Consider the following 20,705-nt stretch of genomic DNA (forward strand, 5'->3'; position numbering starts at 1 on the left):
GCGCTCTGGCGCTTCATTCCGGCCACCTTCGGGCCGGTCGCGCACCAGTTCAGGCAGCGCGGGGCGATACGATCTTCTGCGCCGGCTTTTTCTTCTTCGCGGTGTGGAGAAGGGCGGCGACGATCGCGGCCGGGCCGATGGCGCGGTAGTGGTTGGCCAGCGCCGGTTGCTTGGCGCGGTTGGATTCCTGCTTGGTTCGGGGCATGTCTCTCTTCCCAGGTAACATTTTCGTGTCTGCGTTTGATGGCCGATTCTGACCAAATCGTGACGCCTGCTGAACTAGCCGGCGAATGTTTCATCACTGTGCCGACATGTTTAATAAAATGTTTCAGTGCATCAATACCTGTGATCCGGCGACGTTTTTGCTGAAACTAGCGACTTGACGGCAACACCGGCCAAGGCGATAAAGCCGCCCATGAAAACGTCTTTCGCCATTTGTGGCATTTGCATTATTGGCTAGCCTCGCGCTGGTCCGGACGTTTTCGCCTCATCTTCCCCAGATTGGACAAACGCCCCGGCCAGCAGGCTGGAGTCTGTTTTGCGCCTCGACGCGCCGGCTCCAGTCAAAGCATGATCCCGAAAAGTGGGAACCGGTTTTCGGACCAGATCATGCTCAAACAAAGTAACGAACCGGGAAGGCACGAATGTCTGACGCATCGCAGGGCCTGCGCCTCTACAACACGCTGACGCGGACGAAAGAGGATTTCGTCGCGATCGATCCGCGCAATGTGCGGATGTATGTCTGCGGCCCGACGGTCTACGACTTTGCCCATATCGGCAATGCCAGGCCGGTGATCGTCTTCGACGTGTTGTTCCGCTTGCTGCGCCATCTCTATGGCGAGACGCACGTCACCTATGTGCGCAACATCACCGACGTCGACGACAAGATCAACGCGCGCGCCTTGCGGGACTTCGGCGGCGAGATCGCATCCGGAACGCTCTCGCTCAACGAGGCGATCCGACGGGTCACCGAAAAGACCGCCGACCAGTTCCACAACGATGTGGCTGTTCTCGGCTGCCTAGAGCCGACGGTCGAGCCGCGTGCCACTGAATTCGTCGAGCCCCGCGCCGATGGCAAGGCCGACATGATCAGCTTGATTCAAAGCCTGATCGCACGCGGCCATGCCTATGTCGCGGCGGGTGAAGTGCTGTTCGACACCGCGTCGATGCCGGACTACGGACAATTGTCGAAGCGCAATCTCGACGAGCAGCAGGCCGGCGCTCGCGTCGCCGTCGACGCGCACAAGAAAAACCCGCAAGATTTCGTCCTGTGGAAACTGTCGTCACCGGAGGAGCCGGGCTGGAACAGCCCGTGGGGCAGGGGCCGGCCGGGCTGGCACATCGAATGCTCGGCGATGTCGGCCGCCTATCTCGGCGAGGTCTTCGACATCCATGGCGGCGGCCTCGACCTGATCTTCCCGCACCATGAGAACGAGATCGCCCAGTCACGTTGCGCTCATGGCACCGACGTGATGGCCAATATCTGGATGCACAACGGCTTCCTGCAGGTCGAAGGCCAGAAGATGTCGAAGAGCCTCGGCAATTTCTATTCGATCAACGAACTGCTGGAGACGCAGACTTTTGGCGGCCGCAAATGGCCGGGCGAGGTGCTGCGGCTGGCAATGCTGATGACGCATTATCGCGAACCGATCGACTTTTCCGTGCGCAAGCTGGAGGAGGCCGAAAACACGCTGCGCAAATGGAAGCGGGCGGCGGATCTGGCGCCAGCGGCGGGGCAGTTGCCGGTGGAGGTCATCGAAGCGTTGTCGGACGATCTCGCCACCTACGCCGCCTTCCAGGTGCTGACGCAGTTGGCCGGCGAGGCCGTGGACGGCAACGATGCGGCGGCTTCGCTGAAGGCGTCGCTGCTGTTTCTCGGCTTCGATGTCGCGTCGGCCGACATTGATAAAGGTGGTGTTGCCAAGGCCATCGCCAATCGCCTCGCGCTCATCGCCGCGAAGAACTGGGCCGAGGCCGACCGCATCCGCGACGAACTGCTGGCACAAGGCGTACAATTGAAGGACGGCAAGGACCCCGTCACCGGGGAGCGTATCACCACCTGGGAGGTAAAAAGATGATCGACCATCTCGGCATAACCGTTGCCGATTTCGATGCTTCGAAGGCTTTCTACGACAAGGCGATGGCGCCGTTGGGCGCCGCGCTGCTGTACATGGTGCCGCTGGAATATACCGGTGGCGCCAAGGTCGGCGGTTACGGCCGCGACCGGCCGGTGTTCTGGCTGAGTTCCGGCAAGGACAAGCCGAAAGACCACCAGCACGTCGCCTTCACCGCGCGCAGCCGCGCCGAGGTCGATGCCTTCCACGCCGCAGCACTTGCCGCCGGCGGCAAGGACAATGGCGGGCCGGGCCTGCGCCCGCACTATCACCCGAACTATTATGGCGCCTTCGTCTTCGATCCCGACGGCAACAATGTCGAGGCCGTCTGCCATGCCCCGGAGTGAACCGCGATGAGCCTCGACAACCGGCCGACCTACACCGGCGGCTGCCAGTGCGGCGCGGTGCGCTTTCGCGTCGAGGGCGCGCTTGGCGACGCTTCGATCTGCCATTGCCGCATGTGCCAGAAGGCATTCGGCTCGTTCTACGCGCCGCTGGTTTCGGTGCGCGGCGCAAAGCTCGACTGGACGCGTGGCGAGCCGAAATATTTCCGCTCGTCCAACCATGTCGATCGTGGCTTTTGCGCCGATTGCGGCACGCCGTTGACCTTCACCGCGCCCGACGGAGTTGGCCTTGCCATCGGTGCGTTCGACAATCCGGCGGAGATCGTGCCGCTGATCCAGTGGGGCACCGAGGCAAAACTGCCCTACGTTGATACGATCCCGCAATTGCCGGGCGAGGAGACGATGGCCGACATGTCGTCGGCCCCCTATCTGGCCGATCTCGTCTCCTACCAGCATCCAGACCACGACACCGAACAATGGCCGCCAAAGGAAAGATCATGACCGAGACAATACGAACCGGCGGCTGCCAGTGCGGCGCCGTGCGTTTCCGCATTCATGGGGCGCTCGGCCGCCCGTCGATCTGCCATTGCCGCATGTGCCAGAAGCAGTTCGGCTCGTTCTTCGGTGCACTGGTGACGGTGCCCAAGGATGGCGTCGAATGGACCCATGAAGAACCGAGCTATTTCCAGTCGTCGGTCAACATCGATCGTGGCTTCTGCCCCCGCTGCGGCACGCCGCTGACCTACCGGCAGCCCGGCGGGCTTGAGATTGCCATCGGCGCCTTCGACGACCGCTCCGATCTCGCCCCGCAAATCCAGGTCAATTACGCCGCGCGGCTGCCCTGGGTGGAGACGATCTTCGACCAGCCCGTCCACCAGGATCCCGATTTCTACACAAGGCAGGAGCAGATCATCTCCTTCCAGCACCCCGACCACGAAACGACGGACTGGCCGACCAAAGGTTTGCAGCTATGAGCAGTCAATCGCGTACCCTCTATCCCGAGATCGAGGCGTTCGAGTCCGGCATGCTCGATGTCGGCGACGGCCATCAGGTCTACTGGGAGCGTTCCGGCACCAGGGGCGCCAAGCCGGCGGTTTTCCTGCATGGCGGACCGGGCGGCACCATTTCGCCAAAACACCGGCGACTGTTCGACCCAAAGCTTTACGACGTCATCCTGTTCGACCAGCGCGGCTGCGGAAAATCGACGCCCAACGCCTCGCTCGATGCCAATACGACCTGGCACTTGGTCGCCGACATCGAACGGCTGCGCGAGATGGCCGGCTTCGACAAATGGCTGGTGTTCGGCGGCTCCTGGGGCTCGACCTTGGCGCTTGCCTATGCCGAGACCCATCCGGATCGCGTCAGCGAGCTGGTGGTACGCGGCATCTACACGCTGACGCGTGCGGAACTAGAATGGTATTACCAGTTCGGCGTCTCGGAAATGTTCCCGGACAAATGGGAGCGGTTCCTGGCGCCGATCCCGGAGGCCGAGCGCGGCGACATGATGGCCGCCTACCGCAAGCGGCTGGTCGGCACGGACCGCAAGGCGCAGGTCGAGGCCGCCCGCGCCTGGAGCCTGTGGGAAGGTGAAACGATCACGCTTTTGCCGGATCCCGAAACCAGCGGACCTTTCGGGCAGGACGACTATGCCATCGCTTTTGCCCGCATCGAGAACCATTATTTCGTCCATGCCGGCTGGCTGGAAGAGGGGCAGTTGCTGCGCGATGCCTGGAAGCTCGGGGATATTCCCGGCACCATCGTCCATGGCCGCTACGACATGCCGTGTCCGGCGTACTATGCCTGGGCGCTGCACAAGGCCTGGCCAAAGGCGGATTTCCACCTGGTCGAGGGTGCGGGTCATGCCTATTCGGAGCCGAGCATCCTTGATCAATTGATCCGGGCGACGGACAAGTTTGCAGGCAAATGACCATGACCCGCGAGCGCCTCTATCTCTTCGACACCACCTTGCGTGATGGCCAGCAGACGCCGGGCATCGACTTTTCCGTCGAGGACAAGATCGCCATCGCAAAACTGCTCGACGACTTCGGCCTCGACTATGTCGAGGGCGGCTACCCCGGCGCCAACCCGACCGACACCGCGTTCTTCCAGGAGAAGCGCACGGCGCGCGCCAAATTCGTCGCCTTCGGCATGACCAAGCGGGCAGGGGTGTCGGCGTCCAACGATCCCGGCCTTGCAGCCCTTGTGCAATCGAAGTCGGACGCCATCTGCTTCGTCGCCAAGAGCTGGGACTACCATGTCCGTGTCGCGCTCGGCTGCACCAACGAGGAGAACCTCGACGCCATCAAGGCCTCCGTCGAGGCGGCGACCGCCGCCGGCAAGGAGGCATTGGTCGATTGCGAGCACTTCTTCGACGGCTTCAAGGCCAATCCCGACTACGCCCTGGCTTGTGCCAGGACGGCCTTTGATGCCGGCGCGCGGTGGGTTGTGCTGTGCGACACCAATGGCGGCACGCAGCCGTCGGAAGTCCGCGCCATTGTCGAGAAGGTCATCGCCTCCGGTATTCCCGGCGGCAATCTCGGCATTCATGCCCATGACGACACCGGCCAGGCGGTCGCCAATTCGCTGGCCGCGGTCGAGGCTGGCGTGCGCCAGATCCAGGGCACGCTCAACGGCATTGGCGAGCGCTGCGGCAACGCCAATCTGATATCGATCGTGCCGACATTGGCGCTGAAGCCGGCCTTCTCCACCCGCTTCGAAACAAGTATTTCGGCGGAGGCCCTGACCGGAGTCTCCAGGCTGTCACGCGCTTTCGATGAACTCTTGAACCGTGCGCCGGAAGCGCAGGCGCCCTATGTCGGCGCCTCGGCTTTTGCCACCAAGGCCGGCATCCATGCCTCCGCATTGGCCAAGGAGCCGGCGACCTATGAGCATGTGCCCCCAGAAGCGGTTGGCAACCGCCGCCGCGTCATGGTCTCGGACCAGGGCGGCAAGGCCAATTTCCTCGCCGAGCTGAAGCGGCGCGGCATCGATGTGCCGAAGGACGACCACCGGCTCGATGCGCTGATTGCCGTGGTCAAGGAACGCGAGGCCGAGGGCTATGCCTATGAAGGCGCCGACGCCAGCTTCGAACTGCTGGCGCGCAAGATGCTGCACGGCCTGCCTGAATTCTTCAACGTCACCTCGTTCCGCTGCATGGTCGAGCGGCGCTTCGACGCCAACGGCCAGTTGAAGACGGTGTCCGAAGCGATCGTCAAAGTGCTGGTCGACGGCGAGGAGAAGATGTCGGTGGCCGAAGGGCATGGCCCGGTCAACGCACTCGACATCGCGCTGCGCAAGGATCTCGGCAAATTCCAGAGCGAGATTGCCGACATGGAGCTTGCCGACTTCAAGGTGCGTATCCTCAATGGCGGCACCGAGGCGATCACCCGCGTGCTGATCGAATCGCATGACGGCACCGGCGCGCGCTGGTGGACGGTCGGCGTTTCCGAAAACATCATCGACGCCTCGTTCCAGGCGCTGATGGACTCCATCGTCTACAAGCTGATGAAGAACCGCGAAATGGCCGGGCTGGTGGCAGCGGAGTAGGGTTGAACCATCAGCGAAAGTCCATTGATCCATCAGAACTTTGCGATGGTCTTGGCGAGGTGGCTGGGCCATAGCGTTGGCCCATGGCCACTGAAGCAATTACCCTGGACGCCGATTCAAAGGCCCGCCGCGGCTTTCTTTTGGCACTGGGCGCCTATCTGCTGTGGGGATTGCTGCCCTTCTACATGAAGGCGGTCGCCCATCTGCCGCTCGCCGAGGTGATCGCCCACCGTATCGTCTGGTCGGTGCCGATCGCCGCGGCCGTGCTGGTCTGGGCCGGCCGCACGGCGGATTTCAAGGCCGCACTTCGCTCACCCCGCACCATCGCCATGGCCGCGCTAACGGCGGCGCTGATTTCGGTCAACTGGGGCATTTATGTCTGGGCGATCGCCGTAGACCGCACCGTCGAGACCGCGCTTGGCTATTACATCAACCCGCTGGTCAGCGTCGTCGTCGGCGCGCTGCTGCTGGGCGAGCGTCTCGACCGGTTGCAGATCGCGGCAGTGGTGCTGGCGGCGGTCGCCGTCGCGGTGCTGACCATCGAGGGCGGCAAGCTGCCCTGGGTGTCGCTGGCGCTGGCGTTTTCCTTCGCCGCCTACGGCTTCTTCCGCAAGACGCTGCCGATCGGCCCGAGCCAAGGGTTCCTGCTCGAAGTGCTTTTGCTGTCGGTGCCGGCGCTCTGCTACATCGCCTACCTGATCGCGACCGGGCAGGACCACATCGTATCCGGTAGTGGCGCCGATACGGCGTTGCTGATCGGCTGCGGTCCGGTCACATCGGTGCCCCTGCTGCTGTTTGCCTTCGGTGCCAAGCTGCTGCGCCTCTCTACCATCGGCATCATGCAATATATCGCGCCGACCATGGTGTTCCTGATCGCCGTCCTGATCTTCGACGAGCCTTTCGGCACCACCCAGGCCGTCGCCTTTGCTCTGATCTGGGCGGCACTGGCGATCTATTCCTGGTCGATGCTGACAACGGCGCGGCGGGCTTCTGTCCGGTAAGAGGCTGTTTCGAAATTCGCTCTGGCGAGTCATATGGTGGTGATTTCGAGAACCGTAGCGCAGCGGACATTTGGTCCGTGAGCAACGGAAGCGCAGAAAGCGCCATCAGATGGCCGCCAGAGTAGAATTTCCAAACAGTCTCCAAGGAGTTTCGGATGTACCTGCTGCACATCGCCAACAAGAACTATTCCTCATGGTCGCTGCGGCCATGGGTCCTGATGCGCGAGCTGGATATTCCGTTCGAGGAGCGGCTGACGCCATTTCCGACCGGACCGAGCTGGGATCTCTACCGGTCGTTCTCACCCAGCGGCCGGGTGCCCTGCTTGATAGACAACAGCCTGATCGACGATGGCTGGGCGGTCTGGGATTCGCTCGCCATCGTCGAATATCTGGCCGAGCGTCACCATGGCGTCTGGCCTGTCGAGGCCAAGGCGCGCGCCTGGGCGCGCTCGGCCGCCGCCGAAATGCATTCGAGCCTCACCGCACTGCGCGGCGCATGCCCGATGAGTTGCGGCGTGCGGGTCAAACCGTTCCCGATGTCCGATGCGCTGAAGCAGGATCTCTTCCGCCTCGGCGATCTCTGGAATGATGGCCTTGCCCGTTTCGGCGGGCCGTTTCTCGCCGGTGCTCATTTTACCGCCGTCGACGCTTTCTTTGCCCCGGTGGCGTTTCGGGCCCAGTCCTATGGGCTCTCCTTCGAGGGTGCTGCTGCCGCCTATCCGGCACAGCTGCTCAATCTGCCGGCGATGCGCGAATGGTACGCGGCGGGCCTTGCCGAGACGTGGCGCGAGCCCGATCACGAAGCGGAAATCCGTGCCGCCGGCACCATCATCGAGGATCTTCGCGCCACAGCGTAAAAACCGCGCGGCCGGCGCTACAACCCCCGGCCAAGCCGCCTGACGAACAGATAGGTAGCTGCGGCGATAACCAACGAGACCGCGGTCACCACCCAAAAGCCGACGGGCGTGTTGACCAGCGGCAGCCCGCCGACATTCATGCCGAACAAGCCGGAGATGATGGTCATCGGCAACAGCACCGCCGTCATGACAGAGAGGATATAGAGGAGCTGGTTCGACTGCATGGTCAGCTTGGCCATCAGCTCGTCCTGCAACAGCCTTGTGCGTGCCTGCAACTGCTCGCCGTCATGATAGAGCGTGTGCGCCCGGTGCGAGAGCCTGGCCGCCATGTCGTTGATCGGGTCAGGCAACTCGTCGCGATGCGAATGGTCGAGATGCCGGAACAGATTGGCGAGCGTCGCCATCTGCCGATGGATCACCACCAGTTGCCGGCGCGCCTCGACCAGCGCTTGTCGCTCATTGTGCCATGCATCGCGCACGACGCGGTCCTCGATGCCGTCGAGCGTGTCGCCCAGCTTGCCGAGCTCGCCCAGCATGCCATCGAGCGACTGGCCGGTGACCGCCTCGATCAGTTCCGCCGGCGAGCGGAATTTCCGCGATCCATTCTCCACCGCCTTGCGGACGGCGTCGACCGATTCCAGCGGCTGCTTGCGAGCGCCGATCAGCATCGTGTCGTTGAAGGCGAAGCGGAAATGGACGAGCCCGCGCGCCTCCGAAAAGTCGTGTCTGAGATCCGGCAGATCGCCATAGAGCCAGCCATCCTCGAAGTCGATGTGGCAGCCATGGCTGGGGGCAAGGAAGGCATCGCGCGCCGGCCCCGGCAAAGCCCTTTCGGCGCCGATCTCCTGGCGGGCGTGCAGGTCGGTGATCTGATAGCTGCGCCAGGTCCAGCGCGCCTGTGCCGGGTCCTTGGTGCGCAGGCCCTCAGTGGTGAAATGGTAGATGAAGAACAGCCCGTGCTCGTCGGGCAGGTAAGGCGACAGGTCGGTGCCTTCCGGGGCGAGAGCGATATCCATGGGCGCGGTGCCAGATGCAGGTTTCGAGAGCGGCGCCGCTTGGCGGCTGCCTGATCGCGATTTTTAACACGGGCGAACCCGATTTCGTGTGACGGTTTCTTGACAGCCGATCACAGTCTGTCGATCACGGTCGATCATTGGCGTCGCACTGGCCGCGTTCGATCTTGCCGTTATCTTCGGCGCATGAACGGGCCTCGCACCCATCGCAACGGCGCGGTCAGCCTCCAGCTGCTTGACGCGAGAAGCGCGTTGCGTTCCGCGCGAAGGGCGTCTCGGTCGCGGACGAGCGCGTCGCGTTCGAGGCTGAGGTCGTGAACGGTACGAACGGCCGTATCGCGCTCGAGTCCAAGCTCATGATGGGCGCGAACGGCTGCATCGTGCTCGAGCCTGAGGTCGTGGAGGGCACGGGCGACCGTGTCGCGCTCGAGTCCGACCTCGTGATGGGCACGGGCGACCGCATCGCGCTCGAGTCCGACGTCAAGAAGGGCGCGAACGACCGCGTCGTGCTCGAGCCTGAGGTCGTGCTGGGCGCGAATGACTGCCCCGTACTCCAAATTCCGTGCTCCAAGCTCCCCGCGTAGCTGTTCAGTCTCGGCGGCGACCATCATACCCAACACATCGCAGCTTTCGTCGAACCCCATCCGCACCCGATCCAGTTCAGCGCGCAATTCAGGGCTTTCGCCATCGACCGCCATGGCACGGAAAATGTCATAGGTTTTCCGGACCAGCGGTGTGACATCCGGATGGTTCCGCATGTCTTCGATCGAGGCCCTTTCATGATGCAGGTCCGCGGTCAGGAACTGTTCGATCTCGACATCGGACTGGCTGGAACGAGCCGGCCAGACGACACCGGTTGCTTCGGCCGCACGGTCCATATGGCGTCGCCAGTCGATGAGGAAATCTTCGTGGCGCAGGAAATATCGTGGCATGCCTCGCGAATGATGCTCCGCATCGAGCACGTGCCTCAGCCACAGCATAAGTGATCTTGGCAGCGGCAGACCATCGCGCCGCTTCAGCGACAACGCGACCTCGAGAGGATTGCGGACCGGCAGAAATGCGACCGCATCGACCGCCATCTCGGCCAGGATCGACGACAAGAGCGGGACAAATCGACAAATCCGCGGGTCCTTGACAAAAAACAAGGGCTCGTCGCCGAATTCATTGTCGAGGATCGCCCTGATTTTGTGGCGATGTCGCTCGGCTGCCGGCGATTGCATCCATCGCGGGTCGAGCGGCCGCCAGTCACTCCAGGAGGAATTCGCCGATGTCAGCAGGTCATTATTGGCGAGATAGAGGCGGGCGCTTTCCCAGAATCCCCTGGGATTGTGGGAATTTGCGGACAGCGGATTTTTCGGACCGGCCGCTCCAAGTGCGTTGATCACGCCGCCAAGCGCGGAGGTGCCGCTGCGGTGCATACCCAGGACAAGAATTGCCTTTCTCCGGGGTGGCTTTGGCAGGTCACGCTTCGGCACCGTCGGTTGCGGGTGTTCCTGCAGCGGCAGTCGGGCCACAAGCCATTCGGAAATTCCCGCCGGAAGGTCCAGCGTTCCGTTCAATATCGGATTTGCGTCAGCCGATCCGGCGCTGAACAGTTCATGATAGTGGATGTGGACCAAGCGCGCCGGGTCAGGCACCGCCAGCGCAGCCACGCAATTGAGAGGAAAATTGTGCGTGTCCGGCAAAAGTCGCACGGAGTGGTTTCCGGCGACTGCCGCCAGCGACAAGGCGGCCTGGCTTGTGCCCCAATAGGCTGGGGTCTCTCCGTGCGGAACTCCGGTCCCGGTGCTGATGGTTGGCCCGTCGGTCCACGGTTTCATATCCGCGGCCACCAATTGCCTGAAAATGTCTTCGGTACGCTGGAAAAGGCCGCATGCCCTCTTTGCTACAAAGAGCCCGCCATCGTAGCTCGCTCGCACCGCCTGACCATCGACCGTTGTCTGCACGATGGGGAGATGCTCATAGTCGACGCCGACAAGGGTGCACAACTGTCTCCAGTAACTGTCGAATGGGTCGCCAGGCCCGGTCGTGCACATGCCCTTGATGTCCACCGGACGCGCGGCGGCCGCACTTGCGCCCAACGAAAAATCGGGCTCGGCGACAAATATCGTATCGCTGTCGAGCTGGATGATGACTGGCGGTCCCGGCCGACGTTCGACGTGAGCGAGCGCATGAATGCGATAGGACGTGCCGTATTGCGGGTCGTAACTCTCGATCTCGATCGGCAGATATTCGACGTCCAACTGCTCGAGTTTGTGCAGCGTCGACAAGGATGGGCGACGGCTGCTCCTTGGCGACACGACCGTTGTCGGGCACCGCGAATAGGCGCCGGCGAAACACCGTATGCTCTCGCACAGCAACAGGGCTTGTGCTTCGAGAATGCCCGCTTCGGCAATCAGGACAAATTCGACGCTGTTTTCAGCGATGTCGAGCGCCTGGCCGGCCTCCCGCGGCAGTGCCGGCGCGGGCTCCCGTGAAGGTTCGATTTTTGAGGCCTCGATTTTTTGGACAATGATTTGCAGGCCCCGGTACAACTCGCGGTATTGGCCGGCATGCACCGACAGGAACGTATCGATTCCAAGTTTCGGGCGATCGACTTCGTCCGGGAAGAACGTCCACTCATAATCGTCGAAAATGATGATCCCGCCGTCCCGGACCATCTGCCAGGAAAACACGGCATCGGCCTGGACATCGGCGCTGTGATGGCTGCCATCGATGAAGACGACGTCGAAACTGCGCTCCTCGGCGACAAGGCGAGCCAACGCTTGCGACGAACGGCTTTTGATCTTTTCGACCCGTCCGCCGAATTCAGCGATATTGAGGTCGAAACGTTGTTCCACATGGGCAAGCTGGTCGGCCCATCTGGCACGAAGCGCGTGTTCGGGACTTCCACTGAACGTATCGATGCATGTCAGTTGGCACTTGCTCAGATACTGTAGAAAGAAAATCGCGGACCGGCCCTCCCAGGAACCGATTTCCAGGACCTTGAGGGGCTCGTCACGGCGCGCTGCGAGCAGCGCCGCCCAGACGGAGAAGAATGGCGACGTCCAGTCGGTGGAAAGGTACTTGCCCTCAAACCACGTAGAAAAATTAGGGTCCATCATGCTCTCTCGTTACGGACGGGCAGGGACGGCAGATCTCGCGCCATAAACACCCTAGTTCGCCCAACGCCGGCTCAGCCATTTTCCTGCCGTCCGTAACCGGGAACTGGCGCCGACTGCCAGTCGCCTCATCGCCGCGCTGGTCGCGGCGCGCCGGTCGAGCGGCCAGCTCAGGGCGCAGACCTCCAGCACCTCTCGCAACCGCACCGGTGGGCTGGCGAGGATGCGCGCGACTGTACTGTGCGCCAGCCGTTGGGCGTCGTCCGCATCCTCGGCGCGCGCAAAGGGTTGCGATGCCGCAAGAAAGACGCGCAGCACGCCAAGCAGTTTGCGGTAGGCGGCGACGCGCCGCTCAGTGGCGATCTCATGCCCGCGCAGGAAGCGCGACAGGTCCTGGGCGAAGGCGTCGTCGTAGAGGTCGTAGGTCAGGCCGATACGGGTCCACAGTGCCTCGCGGATCGGATGTGTCCGGTTGCGCCAGTTTTTTGAGTTTGCCATCGACAGTCCCAGCATATTCATCCGATAGCGCGTCAGCGGCACGGCAAGGTTTCGCATGCGGCACAGGGGCAGCATCTGGAACCAGAGATAGTGGTCTTGCGAGACCAGTTCCTCGATCCTGTAATGTCCGGCCGCCTCGAAGCAGTCGCGGCGATAAGCGACCGCCGAATGGTAGAACGGATTGTAAAACAGGATGGTCCATCGGATCTCGAGATCCGTTTGCGGCATTGCCTGCACATAGTGGACCTGATCGGCTTCGTCGATCAGCGTCACGGAACTTCCGACCAGGCCCAGCTGCGGATCGTCGGCCAGTGCCGCGACGAGACGCCCGACATGCGTCGGCTCGGCGATATCATCCGCGTCCAGGCGAAGAATGATGTCGGCGCGAGCGGCTTCGATGCCGCGGTTGGCGGCGGCGGCAGTGCCTAGATTGGTGGGATTGACGACAATCCGGATGCGTGGGTCGCGACGCGCCAGCGCCTGGAAGACCGCGTCCTCGCCCGTTCCATCATCGACGAGGATAAGTTCGAGATCGCCAAATTCCTGCGCGAGTATGCTGTCGACCGCCGCATCGAGGAAGCGCCGGTCGGTGTAGACGGTCATAACGACTGATGCGCGTGGAACGCGATCTGTTCCCGCCTCGGGTCTGTTCTCCAAAATTTGTCCCTCTGCCGATATTCTCCGATAGCCAACTAGCCAGCGGGCCGCAAACGGAAATCGTTACAGGACGAGTTTGCACGACGTATCAGCGAAAGCTCTGGAGGTAGAAAGGAGACGGAGGCGGCAAGCCTTGCCGACCGCCGCGCCTCTTGCGCCCTGTCAGCGCTTCGGGCCGAAGCCGGGGTAGGGGTTGAGCGGCACGATGGCGGCGATGTCCATCATACCAGCCTTGACCAGCGGCAAAGTGGCGAGATGACCGCGCACGTCGGCGTCGCTGCCGGCCTCGAACATCATGCCGCTGCCCGGGATGTCGCCACGGTTCCATACCTGGCGCACCGCGCCTTCGGCATAGAGCGTGCGCCTCTGCTCGGCCTCGCCGGGCAGCAACGGCGCGAAATCGGCATCGGTGAACTTTTCGGTGTTGCGGGTAAGAAGGGCAAAGAACTGCATGGCGGTCTCCTTTGGTTGGGATGACCCAACTATCGCCGCGGCTAGCCAGACTGTCCAAGACTGAATAAGCTAAAATTGAGACCTAAAAGGACTTGAACCCTCGGGACAAAAATGTTCGACCTGCGCCAGCTTCGCTATTTCGTCACCGTCGCCGAAACCGGCAATGTCGGCCGCGCCGCCGAAATGCTGCATATCTCGCAATCGCCGCTCAGCCGGCAGATCATGCAGCTCGAGGAGCAGCTTGGCGTTCCCCTGTTTGAAAGAGCCAGGCAACGGGTCCATCTCAACGCCGAGGGCCGCGCCTTCCTCACCGAGGCCCGCTCGCTGCTGTCCAACGCGCAACGATTGGAGGAGTTCGGCCGCAACCTGGCCAGCGGCGCCGTCGGCCGTCTCGCCATCGGCTATGTCGAAGGCGCCGTGCATGCCGGGCTTGTCGCCGGGATGCTGCGTCAGTTCCGCCGCGAACGGCCGGATTTTCACCTTCAGTTGAGAAGCCTGCGGTCGGCGGCGCAACTGGAGGGGCTGCGGCAGCGGTCGCTCGATCTGGGCTTCGTCTATTCGCCACCGGCTGACGAAGACCCGGACATCGCCACTATGGCGCTGCGCCATGAACCGCTGGTGCTGGCGATCCCCGAAGGTGATCCGCTTGTAGAGTTGTCGGACATCAGGCCGCACCACCTCGACGGCCGCACCTGGATTACCGTCGTGCGCCAACCTGACGACACCAACCGTGGCCAGTTCCTGGCTGCTTGCGCCAAGGCCGGCTTTTTGCCCGACATCGCTTACGAGACGGCAGATCCGTTGACCTCGCTCGGTCTGGTCAGCGCCGGTCTTGGCCTGGCGACGGTGCAGGCCAGCCTGCGTGCCGCCGCACCATCGCGGATCGTGTTTCGCGACCTGCCATGGTTCGAACGCACGGTTTCCATTTATCTCGCGTGGCGGCGGCATGATCGCCGTGCGGTGATCGCCGGCTTGAGGGAGGCAGCGCGGGAAGAGGGTAGGGCAGTAGGGCAGTAGGGCAGTAGGGCAGTAGGGCAGTAGGGCAGTAGGGCAGTAGGGGACACTCCAGGCAATCTACATACTGCCTTACTGCCCTACTCCCTTATTCCCCTAGAGTTTGTCGATCACCGACTGCATGCCCTCGGTCGGGGCGTCGACAGAGGAGCCTGCCACCATGATGGCGGCGACGATTGCCTCGGGGTCGTTGACCACCAGCGGCTTGACCCGCTGCGCGGTGTGGATGAAGCCCTCGGCGGCCATGTGGTCGAGCAATGCCAGCATCGGATCCCAGAATCCGCCAATGTTGCCGAAGACGATCGGCTTGCGGTGATGGCCGAGCTGCGCCCAGGTCATGACCTCGACGATCTCCTCGACCGTGCCGATGCCGCCCGGCAGCGCCACAAAGGCGTCGGATTTTTCGAACATCCTGTGTTTGCGCTCGTGCATGTTATCGGTGATCACGAGCTCGTCGAGCCGGTCAAGCGCGGTTTCGGTCGCCTCCTTGTTGATCAGGAAGCGCGGAATGATGCCCGTCACCTTGCCGCCGGCACGCAAGGCGCCCTCGGCGACGGCGCCCATGATGCCTTTGGTGCCGCCGCCGTAAATCAGCCTGAGGCCGGAGCGCGCAAGCGAGCGCCCAAGCAGGTGACCGGCCTTGGCATAGGTTTCATCGCGGCCCGGAGACGAGCCGCAATAGACGCAGACGGATCGAATCGTGTTCATACGATGATTGGTGATTGGGTCTGAATGCGGGGTCAAGCCCGGGGCGGGCTTTTTCTTGTCGGCTTTGGCAAAACAGGCTAGACCGGCATTAGGTGGCTAAGGGGTAGGGAATATGGCAATTAATCCACTGAAGGCGTTCTTGTTCGCAGCGGGTGGGACCGTTGCGGCCGCAGGAACCGCCTATGTATCGGGCGCACTCGACCCGTATCTCAATCACACGCCGCCGGCGGAAGTAGCGGCACTGACGCCGCCCGCGGCGCCGAAACCGGCCGATCCAGGCACGGAAGCGCGGCTGCCGCCAGCGGCGGTGCCGGCTGCTCCCGCTGCGGCGCCTCAGGCGACGGCCCCGGCCGCACCGGCAACGGATGCGGCGACGCCCGCTGCAACCGGTCCGATCGTGCCGTCCTTCGATGTGGTGCGCGTCGAGAGCAATGGCTCGATCGTCATTGCCGGCAATGCGGCGCCCAACTCGAAGGTCGAGATCCTCAGCGGCGGCACCGTGCTCGGCTCGACGGTCGCCGGCCCCGACGGCGCCTTTGTCATCGTGCTCGACGATCCGCTGAAGCCGGGCGACTATACAATTGCACTGCGCGCCACCACCGGCGATGTCGTGACCGCCTCGGCGCAGACCGCTGTCGTCTCGGTTCCCAAGGATGCGGCCGGCCAGGTGCTGGCCATGGTCGAGGAGCCCGGCAAGCCGGCCGAACTGCTCACCGTTCCGGCGCCGGAGACAAAGCCAGCCGCCCCGGCGGCCGGCGACCATGCTGCCGCCCCGGCTGCTCCTGCAGCCGAAGCCCCTGCAACTGCTGCTCCGGCTCCAGCTACGCCACCCGCGGCATCAGTGGCCGAACCCAAGATCGTCGTCGAGGCGGTCGAGATCGACGGCAACAAGATTTTTGTCGCCGGTCTCGCCGATGCCGGCCGCAAGGTGCGCGCCTATGCCAACGACATCCTGCTCGGTGACGCGCAGACGTCGCCGGACGGCCACTTCCTGGTCGAGGCGACGCGCGACATTCCGGTCGGCAGCTACACCATCCATGTCGATGGTCTCGATGCCGAGGGGGTGAAAGTTGTGGCCCGCGCCGCCGTACCGTTCGAGCGCGAGCCGGGTGAATCGGTCGCCGCCGTGGCGCCCGCCGAAGCAAAGCCCGCCGAGCCGAAGTCGGCCGCGCCCGCTGTCGTGGCGGCTGCTCCGGCGGTACCCGCACCGGCTCCTGCTGCACCAGCCACCGAAGCACTGGCAACGCCGACAGCGCCCGCCACTGAGGCTCCGGCCGATGTGGCAGCGGCAACGCCGCCAGGCAATGTGCCCGAGACAGTGGCGCCCAAGCTCGAGCATGCCGGCAGCGCCGTCATCATCCGCCGCAACGATACGCTGTGGCGGATTTCGCGGCGCGTCTACGGCCATGGCGTGCGGTATTCGACCATCTACCTCGCCAACCAGGATCAGATCAGCGATCCCGACCGCATCTGGCCTGGACAGGTGTTCAAGGTCCCGGAAAAGTCGAAGGAAGGCGAAGCCGCCGACCTCAAGGCGATGGGCGAGCAGGCGACGACGGCGCCGCCCAAGACCAAGTAGAGCCAAGGCCACCCAGAGGTCGAAGTCAGCTAGCTCGTTGAGCCGCTCCGGTGAAGTTTGAGCCCGGTCATGTTCTGATCGCCCAGGTCAGGGCGTAGGTTCATGCTCGGAATCAAATAGTCGCCGCCATTCTGCCGGCGATAGGGAATGGGCTGCGTGGTAGCGAGCGTTCTCATTCGCTCGCGCAGGCGCTCGGCAGCGGGCTCGAAGTCGGCTTCACCAAAGCGGTCGACGCTATAGACGACAAACGGCGGAAGCACGTCGTAACCCGGGTAGTAGAGAATCCCGTGATTGATCGGGAACAGCAGGTCGTCGATCTCTCCGTTGACGCCGCGAGGCGCGTAGTGCTCTTTCCAGCCACCGGCTGTCACGATCAGCATTGCGCGCTTGCCGACCAGGGTTCCTTCTCCGTAGCGGTCGCCCCATCGTTTGTCGCTATGCTCACCAACACCGTAAGCGAAGCCGTAAGCGAAGACCCTGTCGACCCAACCTTTGAGAATTGCCGGCATGGCAAACCACCAGAGCGGGAACTGGAGGATCAGCGCATCCGCCCAAAGCAGCTTGACGATTTCGGCCTTGACGTCTTCTGTCAGCGCGTCGGCCTCGAAAGACTTCTTTGACGCTGCGCCAGGCATCAGCCGCGCATCCGGCGCCAAAACCGGAAAATCGGTCCGATCGACCGCTGATTTCCAACCTTGGGCGTAAAGGTCCGTTACCCGCACTTCGTGACCCTGTGCCTGCAGTTCTTTGATGGCCACGTCGCGGAGCGCGCCGCTGAGCGAGCGCGATTCGGGATGAGCGAAGACAAGCAGAATTTTCATGCGGCGACTCCAGGGATTGAAAACCTGTCCATCAGGTAGGCAATATCGATGAAATCCGCTACGCATTGGTAATGGATAAGATTGTGCCGAATAATGGATAAATCGGATATCACGCTCGAACGCATGCGCACCTTCGTTCGCGTCGCAGAACGGGGCAAGCTGTCGTTGGTTGCCAATGAACTGGGCATCGGGCAATCGACGGTCACGCGGCATTTGCAGGAACTCGAGGAGGCGGTGGGTGTGCCTTTGCTCAGCAGGACAACCCGGCGGGTCACGCTGACCGACGAGGGTAGCCGGTACTATGCAAACAGCATCCAGATCCTGCGCCTTGTGGAGCAGGCCGGCGACGAAGCGCGGGGCGCGCGCGGCGCGCCGGCGGGCACCGTCCGGATATCCTGTACGGCGGCCTTCGGGGTCTTGCACGCCAGCCGATTCATCTTCGCCTTTCAGGATCGATATCCCGAGATCGGAATTGACCTCAGCCTCACCGACGAGCGTGTTGATCTCGTCCGGGAGGGCGTCGATATCGCGCTTCGCCTGGGGCCACTCACGGACAGCTCGTTGAAGCTACGCGCCCTCGGCCAATCAAGGCGTCTGCTTGTGGCGTCGCCGGATTATCTGGCGGCGCGAGGGAGACCGGTCATCCCACCTGATCTTTCTCGACATGAGGGCATCCGGATGTCGAACGTGGCGGGCAGCGAAACTCTTGCTTTGCAAGGCGCGGGCGGCGAGCTCCATATGGTGCCTTTCGCGGGGCGACTGCGCATCGACCATGGACTGGCTGCACGCGAGGCCCTGGTTGCGGGCCGAGGGATCGCACCGGCTCATCGATGGCTTGTCGACGATCTTTTGGCGGCAGGCTTGCTCGAGACGATACTGGTGGACTATTCGCTGCCCTCCGTCCCATTGAACATGCTGATTGTCCCGGAGCGCGCGGCCGTCGCAAGGGTCCGCCTACTGGTCGACTTTTTGGCTGAACAGATTGCCGATATCCCAGGGATCGAGAAATCCATCTCAAAGCGTTAGCCGCTATCTGGGTGCTTCGGCCGCGATCGGTCAGTGGCCGTCGGGGGAACAAATAGCTGAGGACGAACATGCCGATTGGGCGCTATAATCGACGCGCAGTCAGAAGCAAGGCTTATAAATGAGAAAAGGCGACTTCAGCGAGCTGGCCATGTTTATCGCGGTCGCCGAAGAGGGAAGCTTTACACGTGCCGCCGCAAAGCTTGGCCTATCCCAGTCAGCACTGAGCTACGCCGTCCGCATGCTCGAGGAGCGGCTCAAAGTCAGATTGATCTCACGAACGACGCGCAGCCTGTCGCTGACCGACGCCGGAGAAAAGCTGCTTCACAGCCTGCGTCCGGCATTCGACCATATAGACAATGAAATCGCTCAGCTCACCGCACTTCGTGACAAGCCTGCGGGCACAATCCGCATCACCACCTTCCGCCATGCGGCAAGAACGGTGCTCTGGCCTGTCCTGCTGAAGCTCCTGCCGGAATATCCGGACATCGCTGTCGAGATCAATGTCGATGAAGGGCTCACCGACATCGTCGCCGGCCGGTTCGACGCGGGCATCCGCGTCGGCGAGCAGGTCGAGAAAGACATGGTTGCGGTTCGCGTGAGCGCCGACATCCGCATGGCGGTGGTCGGCTCCCCAACCTACTTTGCCGCCCGTGTGGTCCCCCAAACGCCGCGTGATTTGAGCAACCATAATTGCGTCAGCTACCGGCAAAGCGCAGGAGGCGGGCTCTATGCCTGGGAGTTCGAGCGTGACGGCGTCGAGCTTGAGGTTCGGGTCAGCGGGTCACTCGTCATCAACGACAATGAGATGCTGGTAAACGCTGCCCTCGGCGGACTGGGGCTGGTTTACACCTTCGAAACTCAGGTTGCCCAGCACGTTGCCGACGGACGTCTGATCCGTGTGCTGGACGATTGGTGCCCGCCATTCTCCGGCTATCACCTCTATTATCCAAGCAGACGACAACAAACCCCGGCCTTCGCCGTCCTGATCGAAGCGCTCCGCTACAAAGGGTAGCGGTTTTCGACTGGCGATGACGCATTTATCAATCCCATTTCTAAGTTCATGCAGATAATAGCGTCTAATCAGGATAAGCTGTGCAGTCTATCTCCTGTCCATTGAAGACAAGGAGTTGGATATGAGCAAGGTCTGGTTCATCACGGGTGCCGGCAGCGGCATCGGCGCCGCCACCGCCAGGGCGGCCCTGAAGGCGGGCGATCGGGTGATCGCGACTGCCCGCAATCTCGACAAGGTCCGCAATGCGCTGAGCGATGTCGCAGGCGACAGGCTCGTGTGCGTCCAGTTGGACGTCGCCAACGAAGCACAGGCGAGGGCTGCGGTCGACGAGGCGATAAAGGTATTTGGACGCATCGACGTTCTGGTCAACAATGCCGGCTACAGCCTGCTCGGCAATTTCGAGGAATTGAGCACCGCCCAGATCGAGGGACTGATCTCGACCAATCTGTACGGCGTCATCCACGTCATGCGCGCGGTTCTTCCGGTCATGCGCAAACAGCGCTCGGGCCGGATCATCAACATCAGTTCGCTTGCCGGCATAATGGGCTTCAAGCATTGCGGCGCCTACAGCGCTGCCAAATTCGCGGTCGAAGGCCTTTCCCTTTCGGTGGCGCAGGAGGTCGAACAGTTCGGCATCAAGATCGTGATGGTCGCACCGGGCTTCTTCCGCACGGACCTCCTCGATGCGCAGAACGCCAAATATAGCGCCAGCACGATCGAGGACTACGCGGCTGAAGGCACTGCCCAAGACATGTGGTCGGGCTATGACGGCAAACAGCAAGGGGATCCCGCCAGGCTCGGCGCTGTCTTCGTCAAACTTGCCGGGATGGAGAATCCGCCAAGGCAGTTCGTGGCCGGCAGCGACGCCCTTGCGGCGTTCAAGCCGGTCCTCGAAGGACGCCTTGAGCAACTGAGCGCTTACGAGGATCTGTCCAGGTCGACAGACGGCTCATTCTAGCGC

Annotated in this window: 20 protein-coding genes; 13 read left to right on the plus strand and 7 right to left on the minus strand. The window is 62.7% G+C overall.

What is annotated here, in order from left to right; translation table 11 throughout:
• Nucleotides 1–49: 49 nt before the first annotated feature.
• Nucleotides 50–205, minus strand: a complete 156-nt coding sequence (locus B5V02_RS38885; protein WP_111549195.1) for a hypothetical protein — start codon at nt 203–205, stop codon at nt 50–52.
• Nucleotides 206–644: 439 nt separating this feature from the next.
• On the opposite strand from B5V02_RS38885, the gene cysS reads away from it, so the two are divergent.
• The 8 genes from cysS to B5V02_RS38925 all read left to right on the plus strand — a co-directional run bounded on the left by cysS (nt 645) and on the right by B5V02_RS38925 (nt 7,862).
• Entirely contained in the window at nt 645–2,078 is a 1,434-nt protein-coding gene (cysS, locus tag B5V02_RS38890; protein ID WP_111549196.1) for a cysteine--tRNA ligase, read from the plus strand.
• Complete coding sequence (locus B5V02_RS38895; protein ID WP_111549197.1) at nt 2,075–2,461, plus strand: VOC family protein; 387 nt, start codon at nt 2,075–2,077, stop codon at nt 2,459–2,461. Before cysS ends, B5V02_RS38895 begins: the two co-directional genes overlap by 4 nt.
• Nucleotides 2,462–2,467: 6 nt before the next feature.
• Entirely contained in the window at nt 2,468–2,959 is a 492-nt protein-coding gene (locus B5V02_RS38900) for a GFA family protein (RefSeq protein WP_111549198.1), read from the plus strand.
• Complete coding sequence (locus B5V02_RS38905; RefSeq protein ID WP_111549389.1) at nt 2,956–3,432, plus strand: GFA family protein; 477 nt, start codon at nt 2,956–2,958, stop codon at nt 3,430–3,432. Before B5V02_RS38900 ends, B5V02_RS38905 begins: the two co-directional genes overlap by 4 nt.
• Nucleotides 3,429–4,385, plus strand: a complete 957-nt coding sequence (pip, locus tag B5V02_RS38910) for a prolyl aminopeptidase (RefSeq protein WP_111549199.1) — start codon at nt 3,429–3,431, stop codon at nt 4,383–4,385. Before B5V02_RS38905 ends, pip begins: the two co-directional genes overlap by 4 nt.
• Nucleotides 4,382–6,004: a citramalate synthase gene (gene cimA / locus B5V02_RS38915; protein ID WP_208647198.1), complete on the plus strand. Its 1,623-nt coding sequence runs from the start codon at nt 4,382–4,384 to the stop codon at nt 6,002–6,004. Before pip ends, cimA begins: the two co-directional genes overlap by 4 nt.
• Before the next feature lie 83 nt (nt 6,005–6,087).
• On the plus strand, nt 6,088–7,005 hold the full coding sequence (rarD, locus tag B5V02_RS38920; protein ID WP_111549200.1) for an EamA family transporter RarD: 918 nt from the start codon (nt 6,088–6,090) through the stop codon (nt 7,003–7,005).
• Between the two features lie 155 nt (nt 7,006–7,160).
• The gene (locus tag B5V02_RS38925) at nt 7,161–7,862 is read left to right on the plus strand and encodes a glutathione S-transferase family protein (protein WP_111549201.1); all 702 of its coding nucleotides are present in this window, start codon (nt 7,161–7,163) and stop codon (nt 7,860–7,862) included.
• Between the two features lie 17 nt (nt 7,863–7,879).
• Here B5V02_RS38925 and B5V02_RS38930 read toward each other — a convergent pair whose 3' ends face one another.
• The 4 genes from B5V02_RS38930 to B5V02_RS38945 form a co-directional block, all read right to left on the minus strand.
• Entirely contained in the window at nt 7,880–8,878 is a 999-nt protein-coding gene (locus B5V02_RS38930; RefSeq protein WP_111549202.1) for a transporter, read from the minus strand.
• 170 nt (nt 8,879–9,048) lie between these two features.
• Nucleotides 9,049–11,979, minus strand: coding sequence for a class I SAM-dependent methyltransferase (locus B5V02_RS38935; protein WP_111549203.1), 2,931 nt, complete (start codon nt 11,977–11,979; stop codon nt 9,049–9,051).
• A 51-nt stretch (nt 11,980–12,030) separates the two neighbouring features.
• Nucleotides 12,031–13,131, minus strand: a complete 1,101-nt coding sequence (locus B5V02_RS38940) for a glycosyltransferase (RefSeq protein WP_281005089.1) — start codon at nt 13,129–13,131, stop codon at nt 12,031–12,033.
• A 162-nt stretch (nt 13,132–13,293) separates the two neighbouring features.
• Nucleotides 13,294–13,584 carry a muconolactone Delta-isomerase family protein gene (locus B5V02_RS38945; RefSeq protein ID WP_111549205.1) on the minus strand — a complete coding sequence of 97 codons (291 nt, stop codon included), beginning with the start codon at nt 13,582–13,584 and terminating at the stop codon, nt 13,294–13,296.
• A gap of 111 nt (nt 13,585–13,695) precedes the next feature.
• On the opposite strand from B5V02_RS38945, the gene B5V02_RS38950 reads away from it, so the two are divergent.
• A complete protein-coding gene (locus tag B5V02_RS38950) occupies nt 13,696–14,601 on the plus strand; it encodes a LysR substrate-binding domain-containing protein (RefSeq protein WP_111549206.1) in 906 nt (301 codons plus the stop codon).
• Nucleotides 14,602–14,694: 93 nt separating this feature from the next.
• Here the strand turns inward: B5V02_RS38950 and B5V02_RS38955 are convergent, their stop codons facing one another.
• A complete protein-coding gene (locus tag B5V02_RS38955) occupies nt 14,695–15,306 on the minus strand; it encodes an LOG family protein (protein WP_111549207.1) in 612 nt (203 codons plus the stop codon).
• A gap of 112 nt (nt 15,307–15,418) precedes the next feature.
• Here B5V02_RS38955 and B5V02_RS38960 point away from each other — a divergent pair, with 112 nt between their 5' ends.
• Nucleotides 15,419–16,885 (plus strand): LysM peptidoglycan-binding domain-containing protein, encoded by a 1,467-nt coding sequence (locus tag B5V02_RS38960; RefSeq protein WP_111549208.1) that lies wholly within the window; start codon nt 15,419–15,421, stop codon nt 16,883–16,885.
• Between the two features lie 29 nt (nt 16,886–16,914).
• Here the strand turns inward: B5V02_RS38960 and B5V02_RS38965 are convergent, their stop codons facing one another.
• Nucleotides 16,915–17,706: an NAD(P)H-dependent oxidoreductase gene (locus B5V02_RS38965; RefSeq protein ID WP_111549209.1), complete on the minus strand. Its 792-nt coding sequence runs from the start codon at nt 17,704–17,706 to the stop codon at nt 16,915–16,917.
• A 93-nt stretch (nt 17,707–17,799) separates the two neighbouring features.
• Here B5V02_RS38965 and B5V02_RS38970 point away from each other — a divergent pair, with 93 nt between their 5' ends.
• The 3 genes from B5V02_RS38970 (at nt 17,800) to B5V02_RS38980 (ending at nt 20,702) form a co-directional block, all read left to right on the plus strand.
• On the plus strand, nt 17,800–18,732 hold the full coding sequence (locus B5V02_RS38970) for a LysR family transcriptional regulator (protein ID WP_111549210.1): 933 nt from the start codon (nt 17,800–17,802) through the stop codon (nt 18,730–18,732).
• Nucleotides 18,733–18,850: 118 nt separating this feature from the next.
• The gene (locus B5V02_RS38975; RefSeq protein ID WP_111549211.1) at nt 18,851–19,744 is read left to right on the plus strand and encodes a LysR family transcriptional regulator; all 894 of its coding nucleotides are present in this window, start codon (nt 18,851–18,853) and stop codon (nt 19,742–19,744) included.
• 121 nt (nt 19,745–19,865) lie between these two features.
• Entirely contained in the window at nt 19,866–20,702 is an 837-nt protein-coding gene (locus B5V02_RS38980) for an SDR family oxidoreductase (protein ID WP_111549212.1), read from the plus strand.
• Nucleotides 20,703–20,705: the final 3 nt, after the last annotated feature.

The sequence above is a fragment of the Mesorhizobium kowhaii genome, from assembly GCF_003253745.1.
Classification (GTDB): Bacteria; Pseudomonadota; Alphaproteobacteria; order Rhizobiales; family Rhizobiaceae; genus Mesorhizobium; species Mesorhizobium kowhaii.

Coding starts and splice junctions, on each gene's coding strand:
- cimA (WP_208647198.1), top strand. CDS start 4,382: ATGACCATGACCCGCGAGCGCCTCTATCTCTTCGACACCACCTTGCGT.
- B5V02_RS38975 (WP_111549211.1), top strand. CDS start 18,851: ATGAGAAAAGGCGACTTCAGCGAGCTGGCCATGTTTATCGCGGTCGCC.
- B5V02_RS38895 (WP_111549197.1), top strand. CDS start 2,075: ATGATCGACCATCTCGGCATAACCGTTGCCGATTTCGATGCTTCGAAG.
- pip (WP_111549199.1), top strand. CDS start 3,429: ATGAGCAGTCAATCGCGTACCCTCTATCCCGAGATCGAGGCGTTCGAG.
- B5V02_RS38970 (WP_111549210.1), top strand. CDS start 17,800: ATGGATAAATCGGATATCACGCTCGAACGCATGCGCACCTTCGTTCGC.
- B5V02_RS38885 (WP_111549195.1), bottom strand. CDS start 205: ATGCCCCGAACCAAGCAGGAATCCAACCGCGCCAAGCAACCGGCGCTG.
- B5V02_RS38905 (WP_111549389.1), top strand. CDS start 2,956: ATGACCGAGACAATACGAACCGGCGGCTGCCAGTGCGGCGCCGTGCGT.
- B5V02_RS38960 (WP_111549208.1), top strand. CDS start 15,419: ATGGCAATTAATCCACTGAAGGCGTTCTTGTTCGCAGCGGGTGGGACC.
- B5V02_RS38925 (WP_111549201.1), top strand. CDS start 7,161: ATGTACCTGCTGCACATCGCCAACAAGAACTATTCCTCATGGTCGCTG.
- B5V02_RS38900 (WP_111549198.1), top strand. CDS start 2,468: ATGAGCCTCGACAACCGGCCGACCTACACCGGCGGCTGCCAGTGCGGC.
- B5V02_RS38950 (WP_111549206.1), top strand. CDS start 13,696: ATGTTCGACCTGCGCCAGCTTCGCTATTTCGTCACCGTCGCCGAAACC.
- cysS (WP_111549196.1), top strand. CDS start 645: ATGTCTGACGCATCGCAGGGCCTGCGCCTCTACAACACGCTGACGCGG.
- B5V02_RS38980 (WP_111549212.1), top strand. CDS start 19,866: ATGAGCAAGGTCTGGTTCATCACGGGTGCCGGCAGCGGCATCGGCGCC.
- B5V02_RS38965 (WP_111549209.1), bottom strand. CDS start 17,706: ATGAAAATTCTGCTTGTCTTCGCTCATCCCGAATCGCGCTCGCTCAGC.
- B5V02_RS38930 (WP_111549202.1), bottom strand. CDS start 8,878: ATGGATATCGCTCTCGCCCCGGAAGGCACCGACCTGTCGCCTTACCTG.
- B5V02_RS38945 (WP_111549205.1), bottom strand. CDS start 13,584: ATGCAGTTCTTTGCCCTTCTTACCCGCAACACCGAAAAGTTCACCGAT.
- B5V02_RS38935 (WP_111549203.1), bottom strand. CDS start 11,979: ATGATGGACCCTAATTTTTCTACGTGGTTTGAGGGCAAGTACCTTTCC.
- rarD (WP_111549200.1), top strand. CDS start 6,088: ATGGCCACTGAAGCAATTACCCTGGACGCCGATTCAAAGGCCCGCCGC.
- B5V02_RS38955 (WP_111549207.1), bottom strand. CDS start 15,306: ATGAACACGATTCGATCCGTCTGCGTCTATTGCGGCTCGTCTCCGGGC.